This is a genomic window from Chitinophagaceae bacterium, assembly GCA_030053935.1.
Lineage (GTDB): Bacteria > Bacteroidota > Bacteroidia > Cytophagales > JASGCU01 > JASGCU01.
The window spans coordinates 7,268-29,161 of record JASGCU010000022.1 but is presented as its reverse complement, the minus strand read 5'-3'; the positions used below and the strand labels follow the sequence as shown (position 1 = coordinate 29,161).

General features: G+C 34.2%; 13 protein-coding genes. All 13 read right to left on the bottom strand.

The genetic code is table 11. The annotated features are described in order from the left end of the window. Nucleotides 1-6: 6 nt before the first annotated feature. A complete protein-coding gene (locus QM536_03975; protein ID MDI9356170.1) occupies nt 7-2,406 on the bottom strand; it encodes a 3-hydroxyacyl-CoA dehydrogenase/enoyl-CoA hydratase family protein in 2,400 nt (799 codons plus the stop codon). Nucleotides 2,407-2,476: 70 nt separating this feature from the next. Continuing rightward, nucleotides 2,477-3,388: an SDR family oxidoreductase gene (locus QM536_03970; protein MDI9356169.1), complete on the bottom strand. Its 912-nt coding sequence runs from the start codon at nt 3,386-3,388 to the stop codon at nt 2,477-2,479. Nucleotide 3,389: 1 nt separating this feature from the next. Further along, nucleotides 3,390-4,229 carry a peptidylprolyl isomerase gene (locus QM536_03965; GenBank protein ID MDI9356168.1) on the bottom strand — a complete coding sequence of 280 codons (840 nt, stop codon included), beginning with the start codon at nt 4,227-4,229 and terminating at the stop codon, nt 3,390-3,392. A gap of 156 nt (nt 4,230-4,385) precedes the next feature. After that, a complete protein-coding gene (locus QM536_03960; protein ID MDI9356167.1) occupies nt 4,386-7,850 on the bottom strand; it encodes a ThuA domain-containing protein in 3,465 nt (1,154 codons plus the stop codon). A gap of 335 nt (nt 7,851-8,185) precedes the next feature. Then, nucleotides 8,186-8,851, bottom strand: coding sequence for a DUF6048 family protein (locus QM536_03955; protein ID MDI9356166.1), 666 nt, complete (start codon nt 8,849-8,851; stop codon nt 8,186-8,188). Further along, nucleotides 8,832-9,302 carry a hypothetical protein gene (locus tag QM536_03950; protein ID MDI9356165.1) on the bottom strand — a complete coding sequence of 157 codons (471 nt, stop codon included), beginning with the start codon at nt 9,300-9,302 and terminating at the stop codon, nt 8,832-8,834. Before QM536_03950 ends, QM536_03955 begins: the two co-directional genes overlap by 20 nt. A gap of 85 nt (nt 9,303-9,387) precedes the next feature. Next, nucleotides 9,388-9,948, bottom strand: coding sequence for a ribosome recycling factor (gene frr, locus QM536_03945; GenBank protein ID MDI9356164.1), 561 nt, complete (start codon nt 9,946-9,948; stop codon nt 9,388-9,390). A 79-nt stretch (nt 9,949-10,027) separates the two neighbouring features. Beyond that, complete coding sequence (locus QM536_03940; GenBank protein ID MDI9356163.1) at nt 10,028-11,224, bottom strand: site-2 protease family protein; 1,197 nt, start codon at nt 11,222-11,224, stop codon at nt 10,028-10,030. A gap of 15 nt (nt 11,225-11,239) precedes the next feature. Beyond that, nucleotides 11,240-13,315, bottom strand: a complete 2,076-nt coding sequence (locus QM536_03935; GenBank protein MDI9356162.1) for a TonB-dependent receptor plug domain-containing protein — start codon at nt 13,313-13,315, stop codon at nt 11,240-11,242. 12 nt (nt 13,316-13,327) lie between these two features. Next, a complete protein-coding gene (gene fabD, locus QM536_03930; GenBank protein MDI9356161.1) occupies nt 13,328-14,224 on the bottom strand; it encodes an ACP S-malonyltransferase in 897 nt (298 codons plus the stop codon). 83 nt (nt 14,225-14,307) lie between these two features. Further along, nucleotides 14,308-16,782 carry a hypothetical protein gene (locus QM536_03925; GenBank protein MDI9356160.1) on the bottom strand — a complete coding sequence of 825 codons (2,475 nt, stop codon included), beginning with the start codon at nt 16,780-16,782 and terminating at the stop codon, nt 14,308-14,310. Between the two features lie 282 nt (nt 16,783-17,064). Continuing rightward, nucleotides 17,065-17,499 carry a dUTP diphosphatase gene (dut, locus tag QM536_03920; GenBank protein MDI9356159.1) on the bottom strand — a complete coding sequence of 145 codons (435 nt, stop codon included), beginning with the start codon at nt 17,497-17,499 and terminating at the stop codon, nt 17,065-17,067. A gap of 19 nt (nt 17,500-17,518) precedes the next feature. Then, complete coding sequence (locus QM536_03915) at nt 17,519-21,862, bottom strand: T9SS type A sorting domain-containing protein (GenBank protein MDI9356158.1); 4,344 nt, start codon at nt 21,860-21,862, stop codon at nt 17,519-17,521. Nucleotides 21,863-21,894 lie beyond the last annotated feature (32 nt).

Genomic DNA, 21,894 nt, shown 5'->3' with positions numbered 1-21,894 from the left:
TTATATTTAGTTCCTTAAAGGTTTTCTTTTGAATAGGATGCTGTGGATTCTTTCTAATGTTTTTGGTTCTCCTGTTAAGCTCAAGAATACTTCTCTTTCTAAATCTAAAAGATATTGTTCAGAAACTTCGGTAGGGGCGGAGAGGTCTCCACCATTCATAACCCAAGAGAGTTTTTTTGCTATTTTGGCATCGTGTTGGGATATATAATTTCCGTAGAGCATAGCAGTTATGCCCGCTTCGAAGAAGGCGAGTCCTGTTTTTCCTTGTACTTTAATATTTGTTCGTGGAGTTGGTTTGGTATATCCTGCTTCGGCAAGTTGTATTGCCACTTTTTTGGCATCAGCAATAAGTCGTTTTCTATTCATGGTTATCTTGTCACTTTTTTTGATATATCCTAAGTGCATGCCTTCTGCTGCAGAAGTGCTTACTTTTGCTGTGGCTATATTCATAAAGTATTCTTGAAGTTTATTGAGTTCGGGGTCACCAGGAGCGTAAGTATCGGATGCTCGCAGAGTCATTTCTTTTGTTCCTCCTCCGCCAGGAATGAGACCTACTCCCAATTCCACTAATCCCATATAGCATTCTGCGTGTGCTTGTATAGCATCGCAGTGGAGAGAAAGTTCACATCCTCCGCCGAGAGCCATTCCCGCAGGAGCAGATATTACGGGGATAGAAGAATATCGCAGACGCATAATAGTATTTTGAAAGTGGGCTATCATCATATTTATTTCATCAAAATCCTGTTCGGAAGCATACATAAAAAGCATAGAAAGATTTGCCCCCGCAGAAAAGTTTTCTCCTTCATTTCCTATTACCAACCCTCTAAATTCTTTTTCTGCTTTGTTAACCGCAGTGTTGAGACCTTCTACTACTTCTTGTCCGAGGGTGTTCATTTTTGTATGAAATTCTAAATTGAGTATTCCATCGCCAATGTCATAAAGGGTTGCTCCTGTGTTTTTCCATACGATATTATTTTTTAAGGCATCTAAAATAATCATATCGCCTTTTGCATCAATAGTTTTGTAAGAATGGGAAGGGATATCATAGAACATTTTTTTTCCATTTTGGAACTTGTAAAAAGATGTATGTCCTTGTTGGAGCATATCTTGAATCCACTTTGCGACGGTAAATCCGTTTTTGAGCATAGAATCTACGGTTTCTTTTACGCCTAAGGCATCCCATGTTTCAAATGGACCGAGTTCCCATCCGAATCCCGAACACATTGCTTGGTCTATTTTATAAAATTCATCGGCTATTTCGGGGATTCTATAGGAGCAATATTGAAATACATCATAAAAAGTAGCCCTGTAAAATTCGCCTGCTTTTTCTTCTGCATTTACTAATATCTTTATTCTTTCTTTGAGATTATCTATATCTTTTGTTTTTTCAAACACGGGAAAAAAAGCTTTTCCTTTTTTTTCATATTCGAATGTTTTGAGATTTATTTCTAAGAATTCTTTTTCTCCTGTTGCAGAAACAGATTTTTTAAAGAACCCTTGTTTTGTTTTATCGCCCCACCATTTTCTATCATAGAGTTCTTGTAAAAAATGTGGGAGTTTAAACTTTTCTTTTGCTTCGTCTTTGGGTAAACCTGTATAAAGGTTTTGAGAAACGTGGACAGCAGTATCTAATCCTACTACGTCTAAGGTTCTAAAAGTAGCGGACTTTGGTCTTCCTATTACGGGACCTGTTAATTTTTCTACTTCTGCTACGGTTAATCCCATTTTTTCTACTACGTGCATGCCACTATTGAGGGAATATATGCCTATTCTATTTCCAATAAAAGCGGGAGTATCTTTACAAAGCACGGTTTCTTTTCCTAAAAAAAGGTCCCCGTATTCCATTAAGAATGTTACTATGGTTGGGTCTGTAAAAGAGGTAGGGATAATCTCTAAAAGGCGCAAATAACGTGGAGGATTAAAAAAGTGTGTTCCCACAAAATGTTTTTGAAAATCCTCACTCCTTCCTTCTGCCATTAAATGTATGGGTATTCCTGAAGTATTTGAGCTTACGAGAGTTCCTTTTGTTCTGTATTTTTCTACTATTTCATACACTTTCTTTTTGATATCTAGTTTTTCCACTACTACCTCTATTACCCAATCGCAGTCAGATATTTTTGGCATATCATCCTCAAAATTTCCGGTGGAGATAAGGTTTTTTTTCTTTTCATCATAAAGAGCAGCGGGCTTTGAAGAAATGGTTGTTTGCAAAGAAGTATTGACGATTCTATTTCTTACCTTTATATCTTTCAGAGAAAGACCTGATTTTTCTTCTTCTTCTGTTAATTGTTGTGGCACTATGTCCAATAATAATACTTGTACTCCTCTATTTGCAAAATGACATGCAATTCTTGACCCCATTATTCCTGATCCTAAAACGCTTACTTTTTTAATAATTCTATTCATTATGGTATTTAAGTTATAATTTTTATTTTTTTTTATTGTGTTCTATTGTATAAAATGTAATACTCTATTTTTAAGTGGGTGAAGTGTATATATTTCTTATTTGTTGGGATATAATTTTTATTCCTTCTTGAAAGCTTTTGGGTGAATATCCGAGTTGGTTTATGGATTTGGTAAGTATAAATCCTGTTTTAGCGGGTCTTTTAGCGGGTTGTGTAAATTTTGTTTCATCACTTTTAATAATATAAGAATCATCTAAATGAAAAAAACGAGCTGTTTCTAAAGCCATTTGGTAAGGAGTTAAGAGGTCTTTTCCTGATATATTAAAAATTCCTTGTGTTTTTTTTTGGGCGATGAGATAAATTCCCATAGCGAGATCTTCTGCGAGAGTTGGGGTTCTCCATTGGTCATCTACTACGTGTATATGTTTTTTTTCTTCTAAATTTTTTTTTACCCATAGAATGATATTTGTTCTGCTCATATTGGGAGTAATTCCGTATACGAGAACAGTTCTGACAATAGCCCATTGGAGTGATGATTTCAGGATTATTTTTTCTGCTTCCCATTTACTTTCTCCATAAAAGCTTATAGGGTTGGGGACATCGGTTTCTGAATATGGACCGTTTTTCCCATCAAAAATAAAATCAGAGCTTATGTGTATAAAAAAAGAATTTTGTTTTTGGCATGCTTCTGTTAGATATTCTACGGCATGGACGTTTAATTTCCAGCAAAGATTTTTTTCTGTTTCGCATTGGTCTACGTTGGTCATAGCAGCGGTATTGATGACTATGGTTGGTTTTATTGCTTCAATAGTATGTTTTACTTGTTGCTTATTTGTTATGTCTAATGGAACATAGAAAATATTTTGTATATGGTGTCTATTTTCTCCTTTTCCTGTTGCAATAAAATTTTCTTTTTCGTGCTCCAGTAATGATACTAATTTTTGTCCTAAAAGCCCGTTAGAACCTGTTATTAAAATGCTCATTTTATTTTTTTAAGAGATAGAGAAAATCTTTTTTAGGAATTTCTTGTAGGGTCATCTTTATAAAAATATCTTGGATGGGTCTATCTCCACGAGACGTCTGCACTAAGGCAATAGAATCTATTATAGAAAGACCTTCCACTATTTTTCCAAAAACAGTGTATTCTCTATCTAAATGGGGGGTTCCTCCAACGGTAGTATAAGCAGTAATCTGTGCTTCTGTAAATGGTTTTGTTATATATATATCGGAAGTAATTTTTTCTTTTACGATGGGAATGAGTTCTTGCATTTGCTTTTCGTATTCAGAAAAATCTTTTGTGGTATATCCTAATTGATATGCATTGGTAAGATTATATTTTTGAAGTGCGTATTCGGGCATCTGTAATAATTTTAATAAAGCATTATTGAGTTTATTATTATCCATACGTATATGGTCTTCTGATGGGAATACTTTTCCTTGCACTATATAAAATTGACATCCGCTGGATTCTTTTTTAGGATTCACATCGTCTCCCATTCTTGCTGCAGCAAGTGCTCCTTTGTGATGAAAATACTCTTCTGTTATTTCTGCGGGGATGAGCGAACCTATTTTTTCGGGTTTATATGTTTTACTTTCTATGTCTCCCCCTTGTACCATAAAATCTTTTATAACCCTGTGAAAGATAGTAGAATCATATTTTTTTTCTTTCACTAATTTTAAAAAATTGGCTTTGTGCTTTGGAGTATTATCGTATAAAATTGCTTTCATTACTCCATATTTTGTGTGAATAAGGACTATGTAATCTTTTTCTCCACACCCCGTGAATAGCAACAAAATAATAGCGGTATTAAAAAGATATTTCATTTGAATGTATGTTTAATTATAGATGATGTATATTATTTATTGCTTATTTGTAACTATTTAGCTACTTTTTTCGATTGATAATCAATGACTTAGTATTTTAAAAATGAATACTTTTTATGTACGGGAATAAATACAAACGTATATCAATAGTTACGTTTATTTTATTGAATCAGTATTAGTTGTATTGTATATTATCATAAAGCATATCAAAAGAGGTTTTCCAGTTTCTGCGGTTTCATTTTTAAAAACAAAAAATAAATCTTTTGATCCTTTTATAGTTCTAATAGGAATAGATACTACTTGTGGTTTCAAAGACATTATGGGACCTTCTGTTGGTTTTATAAAAGAAGATTTTCCTATAGTATCGCCCGTAGGAGAATCTATATGCACTTCTATTATTCCTCCTGATGCATTCATCATATCTATAGGTGCGGAAGTCATTATGGTGATAGCATTTATGTTTGTTATGTCTACGTTATTAAATTGTAAATATGCATCTGACTTTGATATGATAGCTATTTTTGTGTCTTGTCCGGGTATTTTAAATATTTCTACTCCTTCTTTATTATTTGCGTTATGAGGTGCTATTTGTGGTAGAGTTAAAGAGAGTTCTGTTTGAGTGGAAAGTGGGGGCATATCTTTATATCCTTTATCTGTATAAGATGCTCGTATTACTACCGTTCCTTGTTTTATTTGTTCGGAGACATAGTAAGTACCTTTTATCGGTAAATTCTTTTTATCATAGTTTACATCCGATAAACTCATTATGTATTTTACAATAAGTATTGCGTTTTCTTTATTCAATTGTGGATGCGCCGCCATGTTGATTTCTCCCCATACTCCATTACCTCCTTTGATGATTTTATCGGATAGGTAATCTACAGCGTTTTTATCATTTTTATATTTATTTACAATATCTTTAAAAGTGGGGCCTACTATTTTTTTGTTCCATTGGTGACATGTCTGACAATCGCTCTCTGTAAGGAGTTTTTTTCCATTCCCAATCCTCGTAAAATCTTCAGACGATTGGTGTCCTTGCTTTTGTTCCTCTTTTGTAGGTTCGGAAATATAATCAATACTTACTAATACATTATCTGTAGCAATTTTTCCGTCCGCAGTGCTTCCATCTTCTTTATCTTCTACTTTTACTTCGTAGTCAAAAGATTGTCCAGGTATAAAGAATGATTGATTTCCATTCACAATATGTATAGAGAGTTTTGGTGGTTCATTTGTTCCTGTTCCAACAATAACTTCCATATTTTCTATTGACTCTCCTCCTTTATTATCTCTTACAGAAAGGGCTACGTTATAAACTCCTACTTTATCAAAAGTAAATACTGCATTTTTCCCCGTTAATCTTTTGATATGTGTGTTTGCTAAAGATATATTCCATTCATATATAAGTTCATCATAATCTAAATCATATGCTTCGGTAGAAAAAGTGCAAGTAAGCGGAATGGCACCTCTATTTTTATCTACTTTTGCAATGGCTTGTGGTTTTCTATTTCCGCCATTATATTCTATTCGGACGATACGTGCGTCATCATTTGCTTGAAACCAACCTGTGCCGTATTCTAACACATAGAGATCTCCATCATATCCAAATTTCATATCTATAGGGTTACTAAATTTATAACTGGGCATAAATCTCTCCATTGCTTTGTAATTTCCTTGTTCATCCATAGTGACTGCCATAATCCATCCTCGCATCCATTCGTATATAAATAATTTTTTATCGTAATAAGAAGGGAAAGGACGGGTAGCATTTTTAAAATCATCGGAGTAAAATACAGGTCCTGCCATTGCGGAGCGTCCTCCCGTTCCGAGTTCTTTAAATTCTATACTTCCATCATACGGATACCAAATAAAAGCAGGTTGTGCGGGAGGAAGAGTATTCATCCCCGTATTATTTTTTGAGTTATTTATTGGTTTTTCATAATTAAATATTTCTGTGGCTTTATTTTTTGTAAAATCAAAATTATGGTATGCAAAATTATTTCCCACAAAATAAGGCCATCCAAAAAAACCAGGGTTTCTTGCTTGGTTTATTTCATCGTATGCCTTCGGTCCTAAGCCCGCAGAGTCCTTTCCTGCATCAGGTCCTACATCTCCCCAATACAGAAATCCTGTTTTGGCATCATAGTCAATTCTGAATGGATTCCGAGTTCCCATAATATATATTTCCGGTCTTGTTTTTTCGGTATTTTTTTCAAATAGATTGCCATCGGGAATTGTATAAGTACCATCGGGTTCGGGATGGATTCTTATAATCTTTCCTCTCAAATCATTGGTATTAGAAGATCCTTTTTGAGCGTCCCATGGGGTTCTTCCTTTTCTATCATCTAATGGTGCATAATTAGTAGCACGAGGACTGGTATTGTCGCCTGTGGATAAATACAGATTTCCTTTTTCATCAAAAGCCATAGAACCTCCCGTATGACAGCATTGTTCTCTTTGCACAGGAACTTCTAAAAGAACTTTTTTTGTTTCTATTTTTAAACTGTCATTCCAAAATTCATAACGCGTGAGTATATTTTTTTCTTCTCTTCCGAGGGGAGAATAATATAAGTATATCCAATGATTTTCTTCGTAATAAGGGTCTAAAATAACTCCCAAAAGTCCATCTTCTGCTTCCGGATTATTTCCATCTTTATTTTTATATACGTGGCTTACGGGGATAGTCGCAATTTCTTTTATTGTTTGGGTAGCGTGATCATACATTCTTATTTTTCCTAATCTTTCTATAAAAAGCACATTACCATTTTTGAAAGGAACAAACTCCATAGGTTCATTTAAGTTCTCTGCTAAAATAACTTTGGTAAATCTATTTTCATTGGGAATCCGAACACTCTTTGCAAGATCATAATCTAAGGGCTTTACATCCTTTTCGTCCATAGCATATTGTATTCCGCCCAAAAGATGTTTCAAAAATAATGGTTCCGAAAAAGATTCTGAAGTATGTCCCATATTAGTATAAAAAACTCTGCCTCCATCATATTCTTGATACCAAGACATAGGATGATTTTCACCATTCGTTCCTCCCGTATAACTCGTTTCATCAATGGTAATGAGGGGTTTAATGTTTTTACTTATATCTTTGAAATTATAAAATTCGTCATTTCTTTCCCAATATTCAGGTAAAGAGTCCGTTGCAATATGATTTTTATCTACGATTTTGAATTTCCCTTTTTGCACGTTAGGATTCATTGGATGGCTTACAAAATAAGCACCTACCAAATCCCCATACCATTTCCAGTCATATTCTGTATCTGTAGCAGAGTGAATCCCTACATATCCTCCTCCCGCTTGAATAAAACGCTCGAACTCATTTTGCTGCTGGTTATTTAAAACATCTCCCGTAGTATTCAAAAAAATCACCGCCCGATATTGTTGTAATATCTCTTCATTAAAAAAATCAGCATTCTCCGTATTATCTACTAAAAAATTATGCAAAACTCCTAATTTTTTTATTGCTTCTATCCCTGCCTCAATAGATCCGTGACGAAACCCTTCAGTTTTTGAGAAAACTAATACTTTATGTGTCTCTTCTGTGCCACACCTCCAAGTAATCGTAATGAAAAATAATAACAGCGTGTAAAATAAATATCTTTTCAGTTGCATTGTTGATGAATTATATGGTAAATAATTAAGAAAATAAAATACTCGATACTATAATGTATTGTATTTTCACAAAACTAATTTTTTTTTGAATTACTTGCATTCTTTTGATTTTTTGCACCACAAAATTGCTAAAAAAATACGTGTTATTTTCCATTATTTAGAATATTTTATAACTATTGAGTGTCCAAGAAACCTCTTACTTTTTAATCAATCAATTTTTTTTTTGGAGTACTTTTTTTTAATTATAGAGAATCCTTTTATGAACCAAGGTTTTAGGAGGTTTCTTGCAGATGCTATTACTATAAAACGTAAGGGAATTCATCGCGTTTTTTTTATTATTTGGAAAAGAAATAATAGAGATGGTAATCGAATCCAAAACGGAAGTCAGAAAAGGTGTTTAAGGTACCAAAACTGGGTATATGATAGGTATTAAAAGAGGTTTGATTGTCTGTGGTAGGGTTAAATTTAATTCTTACCGTATATCCCATATAAAAATGCGAAGCTATTTTTGCTTTTATTCCAAAAACCATTTCATACCAAGTGGATAATTGATTTTCATTCCGGTAGAGATAGTATTTTTCCCAGTATGTATTCCACAGCGATAAACTTTCGTCATGATGACTAAAACAATACCGTAATCCCCAAAAAATAGCGTCTCTATTTTTGTTCTTATGAGTAAAATTTATATCTACTCCAAATCGCATACTTACTCCATTATTGTTATATTCAAAGGTTTTTTCTTTATAAAGAGAGGTTTGCGAATAGGAGACATCATAGACGAGAAATAGATATTTCAAACATACTTCCCCTTGAAAAGATACTTCTTTGGTGCTTACAGCAAAAAAAGATTGTATGGGGGAAATGAGTTCTATTCCCGCTCGGAATCCTAAAAATTGTATTTTTCTATCTTTTTTACGGGTTACCACTGTGTCTTGTTCTATAAAGGCAAAAGCGCATCCTGAGAGGAATATACAAACGACACTAATAAAATATTTTAACATTGACTTTGGTAGTGTCTAATAATAGTGCGGGATATGGAATGAGAATGGAGTCAAAGCTGGTTGTCACATTGCTATTTAAAATATATTCTGTTGTTGCTCCACATTCTTCAGAAATAAGTTCCCTTCTTGCATATCTATAAGAAAAAGCGAGGGTATCACAGTGTCCATTTTTACAAAAAAAATAGGTAATAGCAGTATCGAGAGGAAAGACGTAGAGGGCGTATCTTCGTCTGGTAGGTGGTATTATATTTTTTTGTTGATTATCTGCTTTGGTAAAGACAGAGTCAAAAGAGATGTTGTCTAAATTTACCCCGTCGGGTTTGTAGAAAGAAGCGGTAGCGTATTCTGTATAATAATTACTGCATATCTTTTTTGTAGAACATTGGGTGAAAGAAACTATTGCTACACATAACAAATATATGGTTGTGGTAGATATTTTTTTCGTGAACATGGTAAATAGTGGGTGTGTAATAAAAAAAATATGGTATATTTTGATGATACTGGGCTTACAAAATCAGTACTTTTTATAGGAGAGGTTATACAGTCATTATTTCTGCTTCTTTGGTGGCGAATATTTTTTCTAATCGTGCAATAGAAGTATCGGTGAGTTTTTGGATTTCTTCTTCGGCGTTTTTTACTTCGTCTTCTGAAAACCCTTCTTTTAAGAGTTTTCTTATTTCTTCATTGATTTCTTTTCGTATGTTTCGTATGGAAATTTTTCCTTGTTCTACTTCATTTTTTGCTTGTTTTACAAGGGATCTTCTTCTTTCTTCTGTAAGGATAGGAATAGAAATAATGACATATTCCCCGTTGTTTTGAGGGTTAAAACCGAGGTCGCTATTTTTTATGGACTTCTCTATTTCTCCCATCATTCCTTTTTCAAAGGGTTTTATAAAAAGGGTTCTTGCATCGGGGGTTGTAATAGATGCTACTTGATTTAAAGGGGTTTTTATTCCATAATAGAGAACATGTACCCCATCTAACATGGATACTTGTGATTTTCCCGCTCTGATTTTAGAAAGTTCTGTTCGGGTATGAGTAACTGATTTTTCCATACTTTCTTTTGCTTCTTCAATATAAATATCTATATCGTTCATATAATTTAATTTGTTTTGTATATGTATATTTTTAAAATGTGAAAATAGTAAATAGTATTATTTGTATCTATTGAGTTCGTTATTTAATAGGTTGAAATGAAAAACAAAGGATAAATATAAGGAGGGAAACCCACCCTAAAATTTTTCTTTTTAATCCTAATTCACTCTCGTCTTCCCCTCTTGGATGAAATATTCCCAAAAATTTTCCTAATATAAAAAGGTACAGTAACCATCCTTGTTCTCCTATTATAGTAGGGAAGAAATAAGAAAAAACGAGTTGTCCTGTTACAAAAGAGACAACCATGGCATATCTTGTTTTTTTATTTGCAGTTATGCAACCCGAAATGAAAAAAAGATAGATAATATAAATACCCACCACGATAAAAGAATATTGATTATCAAAAAGAGTGTAGGGCGAAATAATGCCTAAACTTGCATAAAAGAGAAAAATGAAGTATAAGGACAGGGATATTATTCGGGAGTTTTTATATCCAAAAAGCCCATAAACCACGTGTCCTCCATCTAACTGTCCTATGGGAATAAGATTTAATGCGGTAAAAAAAAGAGCGAGAAACCCTGAAAAAATATAGGGGTAGTGGATAAGTTCTCTCTCATTTGGCAAAAGAGCGGGGTCTGCTATATTATTTTTAAAAAATTCAAAAAGTATATTTGTTCCTAGTGTGAATGATGGGGTGGGAGTATCAGCATATACATATTTGGGATAGTCTAAACCGTATTGAGCATATTCAGGATGTATGGTAAAGATATATTCGGGAGGTGGCAAATGGGTGAATCCATACCATAAAAAGAGGAGTGCTACAAAAAATCCGGCAATAGGTCCTGCAATGCCAATATCAAAATACTGAATTCGGGATTTTATTTTTCCTGTAATACGTATCACAGCACCAAAAGTTCCTAAACTGGGAGAACCAATAAACCCAAACCAAGCAGGAATATAGTAAGGGAGAGTTGCTTCTACTTTGTGATACCGAGCAGTGAAATAATGCCCGAACTCATGACTTGTAAGGATAATCAAAAAAGGAATAGAAAAATGAAATCCTTGCAGAAAATCTTCAAATGACATATTCCTTCCAAACAGGGTTAAATACTTATTGCAACTCCATTCTGCTCCTGCTAAGGTAGTGCAAAGAAGGGTCAAGAGAAAAAGAACTGCTTGAATTTTTTTTCTTTTTGTATTTTGTTTATTTTTGAGATACTTTACATTGTCTTCTTCCGATGGATTATTTACAGATGATATATTTTCGATTTCTTCCATTCTTTATTTTCTTAATTATAGTTTATAAATAAGTTTTAATTGAAATGTTCTGCCATTTATAGGGCTATCCTGTCTTGCTCCTAAATTATTAATATGGACTCCGTATCTAAAATCGGTGTTTAATATATTATTGATGCTTGCGGAAAGAGTTACCTTATAGAGTAGGAAATGATTTACATTCACTCCTATATTAAAAAGAGGTGTGGGCTTTTGTTGGATATAGACCTTTTCAAAGCGGATGTTATCGAGATAATAAGCGCGTTCTCCGTAGAATTTTGTATTGATATTGGTAGAGATATTTTTTGTAACCCTTACGTTTACATTGAGAGTAGCAAAGTGAGGAGAATAAGCAAGGAATTTGTCTTCGTATCCTGATTCTGTATCATTTATGATGTAAGGATTAACATTTCGCACTGTGGGTCTGTAAAAGCTATAAGTTCCTGTTATAAGGACGTATCTGCTTACATATCTGAGGCTGAGTTCTAATCCTAAACTTCCTAAACTTCCTTGATTGGAATAATAGAAATTGACTGCTCCATTAGGAAGTGCTTCTGTTCTTGTTACAATAACAGTATTATCTAAGTGTATAAAAAAAATATTTGTATTGAGAAGAAATTTAGGACCTATTGCATATCCTACTTCTATTTCTCCTACGGTTATATTTTCGGGTTTTATGTTTCCAATTTCTCTACCAACAGTGTCAGGGTACGCTATTTGTCCTATAACAGAAGTTTTAAAGGACTGGTTAAATAGTATTTTATAGTGGAATCTTCCTAATTCTTTGGTAAGAGTGAGCCGCGGTACGAATGCGAAACCAATAGCGTCATTATAATCAAATCGACCTCCTGCGAGTATATTGACGTATTTGGTTTTCCATAAAACTTCCCCATAGAATCCCAGGTTATTATTGGTAAGAGCTGAAGAATCCCCTGGATTACTTATTGAATAAGTTCTTCGTTGCACAGTACCTATGTCTTTATTTCTATATTTGGAATAGAGAGTATAAGCATCTAATCCGGCGGCTACACTTACATTTTTTACTATTTCCAAAGACCAATTTATACCTCCTATGGTTTTGTATTGGTCTGTATTTACTAAAGGAACATCTGTAGTATTGAATGATTCTATCGCCTTAAAGTAAATAAAACTATTCAAATTATGTTTTTGTATTTTTCTATCATATTCTGCTCCTAAGTAATTTCCTCCAAAAAGATACGAACCTGATCCAAAGTTTGCAATAGGACTGGATTTAAGTTCATATTTTTCATACATATATTTGAGTTTAATGTCTCTGTAAGAGGCAGACAAACCTACAATTGTATTATTAACCCCCGTAGTATTTCTAAAGTCTTCTGTTACACTATCGTTGGAAAAATAGATATCTCTATTACTGATGCTCCCTTGCTTATAACCTGCTACAATGCTTACATCTAAACCATTATCAAAGGAATGCCCTAAATAGATATCCGAGCTGGTATTACTAAATCTATTGGATAATTCTTGGGAATGGGATACTTTAACCCCTTTTTCTTTGCTTTCGTTTTTGGTAGTAATAGAAATAACTGCTAAGCCCGCACTCCCTCCGTAACGAGCTGAACCTGGTCCTCTTATTATTTCTATTTTTTCAATGATTTCTAAGGGTATTCGCCCGGTCATTGGAACAAAGCCATAAGTCGTTTCGTTCATCTGGTGTCCATCTATGAGAAATAAAATTCTATTCTCTGATGTTACCAAACCTCTTACTCCCACAGACCTTGCATGCCCTACATCTGTTGCTCCTTGTAATCCTGGAACTTGCTCTAATACTTCTAATATATCTCTACAACCACATTTTTGAATATCCTCTTCGGTTATGAGAGTGACAGCAGCGGGTGATTCTAATAAGCTCAATTTTGCCGCACTGGAAGCAATACTCGTGCTTAATTCGTCTGTCACTTTTTTTATATTACGTAATTCCTCAAAAGATGTCCGCAGCAATTTATTTTCCCTACTGCTGTCTTCATAAACTTTAGTACTTTGTTGAGCATTTACTCTATATGATATTCCATTTATGAGTAAAAAAAGAGAAAGAACATATATATTTTTTTTCATATAGATATTTTTTTAAATTGAAAAATCATAATTTATTCCTTTAACAGATACTTTTGAATCTATTCTAGAAACTAATCCTTGTAAAACCTTTCCAGGTCCGCATTCTATAAAACAATCTATCCCATCATCTACCATATTCTGTATCGTTTGAGACCATTTAACGGGTGCTGTCAGTTGGTCTATAAGATTTTGTTGTATTTCTTTGACGTTACTTGTCATGTTTGCATTTACGTTTTGATAAATAGGGCATTCGGGGGTGGAAAAACGTGTATACCCTATTGCATCTGCTAATTCTAATTTTGCTGAACTCATAAGGGGTGAATGAAAAGCTCCTCCTACAGCTATGGGTAAAACTCTTTTTGCCCCTGCATTTTTTAATTTGTCTGTTGCCAATTCTATTCCTTTCAAAGAACCTGATATTACTAACTGCTCGGGGGAATTATAATTAGCAAGCACTACTACCTCGTCAGTTATAGAAGAGCATATTGTTTCTATTTTGTCTTGGGATAGTCCTAATACAACAGCCATTGTAGATGGATTTCTTTCGCATGCTTGTTGCATTGCGTTTGCACGTATATTTACTAAATGAAGAGCATCTCTGTAACTCAAACATTTATTTGCTACTAATGCTGAAAATTCTCCTAAGGAGTGACCTGCGACTGCACTGGCTTTTTCTTTTGAAAAAAGCATATAGGAGATGACCGAATGTATAAACACCGATGTCTGTGTTATTTTTGTGTGTTTTAGTTCTTCTGCACTCCCATAAAACATTATATCTGTAATATTAAATCCTAATATTTCATTTGCTTCTAAAAAAAGCTCTTTCCCTCGTGCATTCTTTTCATATATTTCTTTTCCCATTCCAGGAAATTGAGATGCTTGACCTGGAAAAATATAAGATGTTTTCATAAATTATTTGTATATGTAATGTTGAATTATAAATTATGAATGTTTAGTAATGATTGATGGATATTTTACTAATCACTCATACATTATTGTTTTATTATTTTCGTTGCTGATAATATATCTCTCTTTTTTCCGTATATTATTAAAAGATATTCTCCTTTTTTGAGAGATTGTATATCTATTGATAATTCTTTACCGCTGAATAAAAAAGCACCATCTAATCCATAAATAGAATACCCTTCTATATTTACTGCACTTTTTATAGTGATATAATCTTTTGCAGGATTAGGAAGTATACGTATAGCAGCATTTCCTTTTTCTATGAAAGTAAGAGGATTGGGAAGTGTAAGCAAATCTACTACTGTTATTATTTTTTGAGAGGTTGTGGCATTATACTGTGTATTTCCTTCTTGATTTGCTGTAATAGTAACTGTTCCTGCGTCTACTGCGGTGAGAGTATTACTATTTATGCTTGCTATTCTATCATTACTTGAAGTAAAAGTTATTGAGGCAGAACTATTAGAAGTAGCCCCAAGTGTATACATATCTCCTATGGTAAGATTGGGAATGGCAGTAAAAGTAAGACTTGCTTGCATTCTTTCTATAAAGAGTGTTTGTGTTGCAGATGCTTCTACATAATTACTATTCCCTGTATTAGATGCAATAATATTCACCGTGCCTGCTCCTTCGATAGTTACTGTATGAGTATTGATACTTATGAGAGCAGAAGAAGCAGAATATAACACTGGTAAATCTACAGAAGAAACTGCTGTTAACACAAAAGGTGCATCTCCGAATGTTCTATTTGCTAATGTTTCGAATGTAATGCTCTGGCTTGCTTTATGTATAATAAGTGATTGGACAACGGATGTTTCCAAATATTTTTCATGTCCTGTTTGATAAGCAGTAATACTTGAGGTTCCTGCTCCATTTATGGTTATCGTGTTATTATTTATGGCTACCAAAGTATTGGATGTAGAAAATAAAACCGATAAATCTGCAGAAGATGTTGCTGTTACTATAAAAGGTGCATCTCCAAAAGTTTTATTTGCTAATGTTCCAAATATTATCGTTGGGTTACGGAGTATAGTGAGTATTTGTGTGGCTGATGCTATATCTATGGTATCATTTTCAGTATAAGCAGTAATACGGACGGTTCCTGTTCCTCTGATAGTTACTACATTATCACTGATACTTATAAGAGTATTAGATGCAGAAAATAACACAGGTAAACTTGCAGAAGACATCGCTGCTATAACAAAAGGTGCATCTCCGAATGTTTTTATACTTATAGATACAAAAGTAACGGTATGAGGTATGATAAATCCATTTTGAATATTCGTAATAGTATGAGGATTTCCGATATTGGTAGTTCCTATTACATTAGAAGTAAAACCTATTCCATCTACGGTAATAGTAGCACGGGTAGTAGATGTGCCTTGTATTACATTTGTTACCGTGCTTGCCATTGTTATATTTGTGGTTCCGACTCCTGTCTGGGTAAAGTTTATAATATCTACAGTTATTCTTGCTGCTTTATTGAATATAGGTAATCTTTCTGGGTTATATATAAAACCAGGTCCTAATTCCAAAATGCTATCTGTTTCTATTCTTTGCAGAGCAGAAAGAGTGAGACCATTTTCATAACGAACCAATCCGTTATTAGTCCCTATTCCTAATTGGGAAGATCTTTTCTTCCAGTACCCATGGTGTATAATTCCATTATTATCATGAAATCCTACTAAACTACCAATACTAGTAGGTCCACCACTCACATGTCCTGTAGCATAACTTTGACTTATTGTTCCATTGTTCTTTCCCACTAAGCCTCCGACATAACTATCGCCACTCACAGATGCTGTAGCGTAATTTTGACTTATAGTTCCTATATTTTCTCCCACTAAGCCGCCGATATAATTATCACCACTCATATATCCTGTAACATAGCTTTGGCTTATAGATCCCATATTTTGTGCCACTAAGCCGCCAACATAATTAGTACCAACAATAGATGCATTTCTAATACCTATATTTTTTATAATACTACTGGTACCTGTATATCCAAAAAAACCTAAAGCATTAGTATAAATTCCATTATTTATATAGAGAGAATCTATAGTATGTCCATTTCCTTCAAAAGTAGCATTAAATAGAACATTAACATCACCACTATTCGAAAAAACTCCAATAGGGGTCCATCCTTCCCCTCGGGAATAAAAAGAAGAGTCCATTGTTCTACTTATATAGCTTTTATAATCTCTATAAGAAGAAGGGCTCTTAAAACTTAAATTGTTCATCAGTTCATAACCATTACAAGTTTCTGTACCTGTCACTGAACAAGTTCCTGTAAGGTTATATCTCATGGAATCCAATTGTTCTATGTATGTTATATTTATGAGACCGTTTCCATCGGGGTCTTTATAGGTTATTTGTGCTGTAGCACTTTCTATAATAATAATATTACTTACTATAGGAATAGTGGTAGAGACTGTATATATTAATGGTATTAATTTCAATGAATATGTTACTTTTCCGTACACGTAATAAAATATATTTTTCAATGTATTTTTTTTAATTAGGTAAATGAATATAAAAAAGTGTAATAATAAATACAATGTATATTGTTTTTTTTAATATGTTATAATGTTCTGAATTACTGAGTTGAAATAAGTGTAAAAAATGAATAATAATTATATAAATAAAAATCTTGAAGGAATGAAAATAGTTATGAATTATTATTTGTATTCCTTTTGTATTTTTGTACAATAAAAAAAACAAACATACGGCAAATTTCTAATGATTAGTAATGAATGTTTCATTAACCACTCATAATTCATAACCCTTTAAGATACTCCTGTGCTGCCGTATCCTTTGTCACCTCTCTTGCTTGGGGTAAGGGATTGGGTGGGTATCCATTCTATTGGTTCGTATTTGGATACTATCATTTGTGCTATCCTGTCTCCATTTTTTATTTCTACGGGAGATGGGGAGAGATTTATGAGCAATACGGTAATTTCTCCTCTGTAATCTGCATCAATAGTTCCTGGTGTATTGACTATAGTAATTCCTTTTTGGAGTGCTAAGCCGCTTCTGGGTCGTATACTGGCGTAGTATCCGATTGGAACTTCTATATATATTCCTGTATTGATGAGTTTTCTTTCCATTGGCAGCAGAGTGATTGTATCTGTGAGTGATGCTCGGATATCTACTCCTGCGGAATACTCTGTTTGATAGGCAGGGATATGGTTTTTGGATGTGTTGACTATTTTTATTTGCATTGGAGGTATGTTTTTAGTGTTATTTGACTATTTGAAATGTTTTATTATAAGCGTCAGACGTTATTTGAATCAGATATGTTCCCTGTTCCCATTTTTCTGTGGTTATTTGTATCTGTTTTTGGGTTGTTTCTATTCTATAAATAGTCATTCCCGATGCAGTATATACCTGTATTGTTTTAGAGGAGTTATTATGAAAAGAGAGGGTAAGAATATTTTTCATAGGATTAGGATATATGGAGACAAAAGGATTTGCATCTTTTGTTTGGGTAAGGGGGTGGGTGGGTTTGAGTATTTGGAGTTGTTGTTGATTGACTAATAGGTTGAGAGTAATGTTTGATTCGTTTTGTGTAATGGTTATTTTGTCTGTTCCGTTTTGGATATTCATAATGTCGGCTATTATAGTGTATTCTCCATTTGGTACATTGATGAAAGAAAAAGTGCCATCGCTGTTGGTGGTGGTTGCATCTATTATAGTATTATCGGGATGCCTGAGTAATGCAATAATAATAAGCGGATAGGGGGTGTTTTGGTTTATATGTATTTGGTTAAATACAGTTCCGTTTATAGTTCCTTTGAGGGCGGTAATGGGCTTTGGTAATACTTCCCATTGTATGGTTTTGGAAAAAATATCGTCATCGCAAACGATAGGAGTAGCAGTTTTGATGGTAACGGCTCGGGTATAATAGGTAGGAATGTAAGAAGCGGCGGCTGTTCTTTGGGGTATTGCTATTATAAAGTAAGTTCCTACTCGTATGCCCGAGATCATGGCTCTGCCATCTGTTGAGGATACTTCTTGGTCTATATTTCCTTTGCTGTTTTTCAATACAAAAATGTAATCTATGCGGGCATTTTCATTATTACTTGCCTGTATGTTGAGGGTATAATAGTTTCTGACGGAGATAGTATAATATTTATAGATGGATTTGTAGGTTTCATTTCCCGCGGTATATGCTCGGATGGTAATGGTTTGAGGATATGTGTTTTTTTTAATAGTGAGCATGTTGTTTTGCAAAGAAGCAATTTCTTTTCCTTTGGTTATGGAAAAAAACACATCTGTGTTGGAAAGAGAGGATGCTGTAAGAGCAAAAGTAGTATCTGTGTAGATATATTTTGGGAGTGGATTGGTAAATTCTATATTGTTTATGAGTTTATTATCTGCTCTTATGGTTATGTTCTTTACGAGTATGGGAGCTGGTTCGTAGTTGCTGTTGCCTTGTTGTGACAGAATGAGTTTTACTTCTCCCGCTTCTTTTATAACAGCAGAGTCACTGTGGATTTGTAATCTTGAGGTGTCTGAGCTTATATATTCTATGGGGATTCCTGATGTTCCTGCGTTGGCATTGAGAGAGATGGGTGGGTCTGTTATAGAATAATTGATCGGAATATCAAAGAGTATTGTTTGCGGTATTTTTGCTACTACAATGGTTTGAGAAACAGAGACGGACTCGTAGTTTTCATTGGATTGGGCAATGATATCTATGGTGGTAGTGCCTACACCTCTTATGTAGATGGAATCCTCTCTTATTTCTGCAATTTGTGGGTTTATGTTCTCAAATCTGATGAGAGAAGGTTCTACGTTGCTCGTTATTATTTGTAATAGAAAAGGTTTTGCATTCACGTAGCGAAATATCAGAGGAGTATCTAAGATCATGAGTGGAGTTGTTTTTTGAATGGTGAGTAGTTGAGAAATACTGATGGGATTGTAGTTATTATTACCTGTATTACTTGCGGTTATGATAGTAATTCCTGCTTTGAGTATCGTAACCGTATTTCCCGAGAGAGATGCTACTAATGGTGCGGAGGAAGTAAACTGAATGGGTAGAGTACTCTTTATGGAATCTGGTGATAAAACGAAGAATCTGTGGTGATATATTCTTGGTTTGAGTGGATTAAAAGTAAGAATTTGGTTTGCTTTTTGAATAGTAATATTTACGGTGTGGGAACTACCTGAATAACCCTCACCTGGAAGAGCATTCGCAGTGATGGTGGTTGTTCCTGCGTTTTGTATGGTGGCAGTGTTATTTTCAAAAGTTATTATATTGGTATTACTGGAAATAAAAGTAATACTTTGCATTGGATTATTTCCTGTCACCTCTACAATGAAAGGAGAGGTTCCAAATACTTTTCGAGAGATGGGGACAATGGATATATTTGTGATAGGAGTAGGTGATACGGTTATGGGATGAGATACAGAATAGGGCAGATAATTTTCATTTCCTGTATGATATGCGGTTATGCTTGTAGAACCTGTTCCTACAAAAGATACTGTATTTCCATTGATAACTGCAATGGAAGTATGAGCAGAAGAATAGAGTATTGGAATGCTCGTATTGGAGAGAGATAATGCGGAACTAAGCCCCGTATTTGTGTTATAGATAAAAGAGGAATGAGAAAGAGGAAAAGTAATAGATACTCCTGCTTTTTGTATTGTTAGAACTTGTGTTTGTTCTATTGGTAAATAATTAGTATTGCCCGTATGATATGCAGTAATGGTGACTGTGCCTGCTTTTTTGGTAGTAATAGAAGTACCTACTACAAGAGCGATTTGTGTGTCGGAACTTCTGAAAGAAGGAGAATGCCCATTAACATCAAGAGCTGCTGCAAGAGTGAAGGTTTGTCCGATAGAAGTGTATGTTTTAGGAGGACTATTAATATCAGAAAAAGAAGTTATAGATTGACTTTTTTTGTGAATGGTCAAACCATGAACAATAGATTCAGATGGATAAAAATAAATATTTCCTGTTTGATTTGCTGTAATATTTACTTCCCCTGCTCTCAAAATAGTGGCGGTATTGCCTGTAATATTTACAATATCGGAATTCGAACTTATGTAAGATACATCTAAACCCGAAGTAGCGGATGCCGAAAGAACCATGGGATTATCTCCATACGTCTGAGGAACTAATGTGGCAAACGTAATACTTTGTTCTTGCATTATAGATATTGTTTTGGTAGCAGGAATAGCATCATTATATAGTTCATCTCCACTTCTGTTTACCGTAATAGAAATACTTCCTAATCCTCTTATAAAGAGTTCGCTACTATCATTATGATCTGACAAATAAGCAATACTTCTCCCTCCCGTAAGAGAAAATATATTATCAAAACCACTTGAATTTCCTCCCGTAGCAGTAAGTGTAATAGGAGGGTAGGGACTATTAAAATCATACCCTATAGGGATTCTTATAAGGGAAGGAGTGGTAATAGAAAGGGTTTGATTTGCTTTGTTAATGGTAAAATTTATTGTGACAGGTACCGCAGTAATATAGTTATTGTCTCCTGACTGGTTTGCAGTTATGTTTACTGTGCCTACATTCTTGCAAATAATAGTATCTCCTTTTATATATGCTCTATTTGTATTAGAACTGACAAACACTACGGGCATAGAAGAAGCACCCCTTTGATAGGATATGCGAAAAGTATCTCCATATTGCTTAGCAGAAATGGGATTAAGAATGAGAGTTTGAAATCCTTTTTGAACTACCAATGTATCTGTTTTATCAGCCGATTCATAGTTTTTAGTATCTGGTTGATATGCAGTGATACGCACGCTTCCAACGTTTTGTATATGAACAGTATCTCCCCCAGAGAGAGTAGCTATAGAAGCATGAGCGCTGGAAAATAGAATGGGCAGGGATTCAGTATTATTTGTTTGAGCGGTAAGTTTGAAAGGAGTATCACCGAATCTTTTTGAGGGGATAGAGAAAGAAAGAGTTGTTTGTTTTTTCAGTACTGTGAGGGTTTGATATATAATATTCGATGCTACATACAACGAATTTGCAAGTGCCTGAGCAGAAAGAACCGTGGTTCCTGCTCCTACTATTGTCATAGAATCTCTATTCATTCCCGTAATAATTGCTACGTCTGTTTGAGAACTTGTATATTGAGTGGTAGTAGATTGTATAAGATTTACTACAGATATTTGGGAAGGAGGATCTTGATATGTTTTCGTTAGAGGGCTTGTAAATCCTGCACTCCAACCAATACTTTGATTCTCTTTTATTTTTAAAATAAAAGAAACAGGTGATGCAGTATTGTATGTAGCATCTCCCGTCTGTCTTGCTGTAATAGTAGCACTTCCTGATGCTACTACCGTGATCATAGTTCCACTTATGGTAGCCACAGTAGAAGAACTTTCATAATAGATAGGAAGACCAGAAGAACTACTTCCCGTCAGAGAAAAAGAACAGGAAGGGGTGCATGGAAATACTTTCACAGAATCTGTCAATACAAATGAGATGGTTTGGGGTGTAGTACCTACCATCATCTTTTCCAAAGAAAGAGAATTATCATATAGAACCGCTGCAAAACCCCGAACATCACAGATTATACTACAATAAACATACAAAAAGATAGTTTTCATATTCTTTATGCGTTAATGAAAAACATTGAATA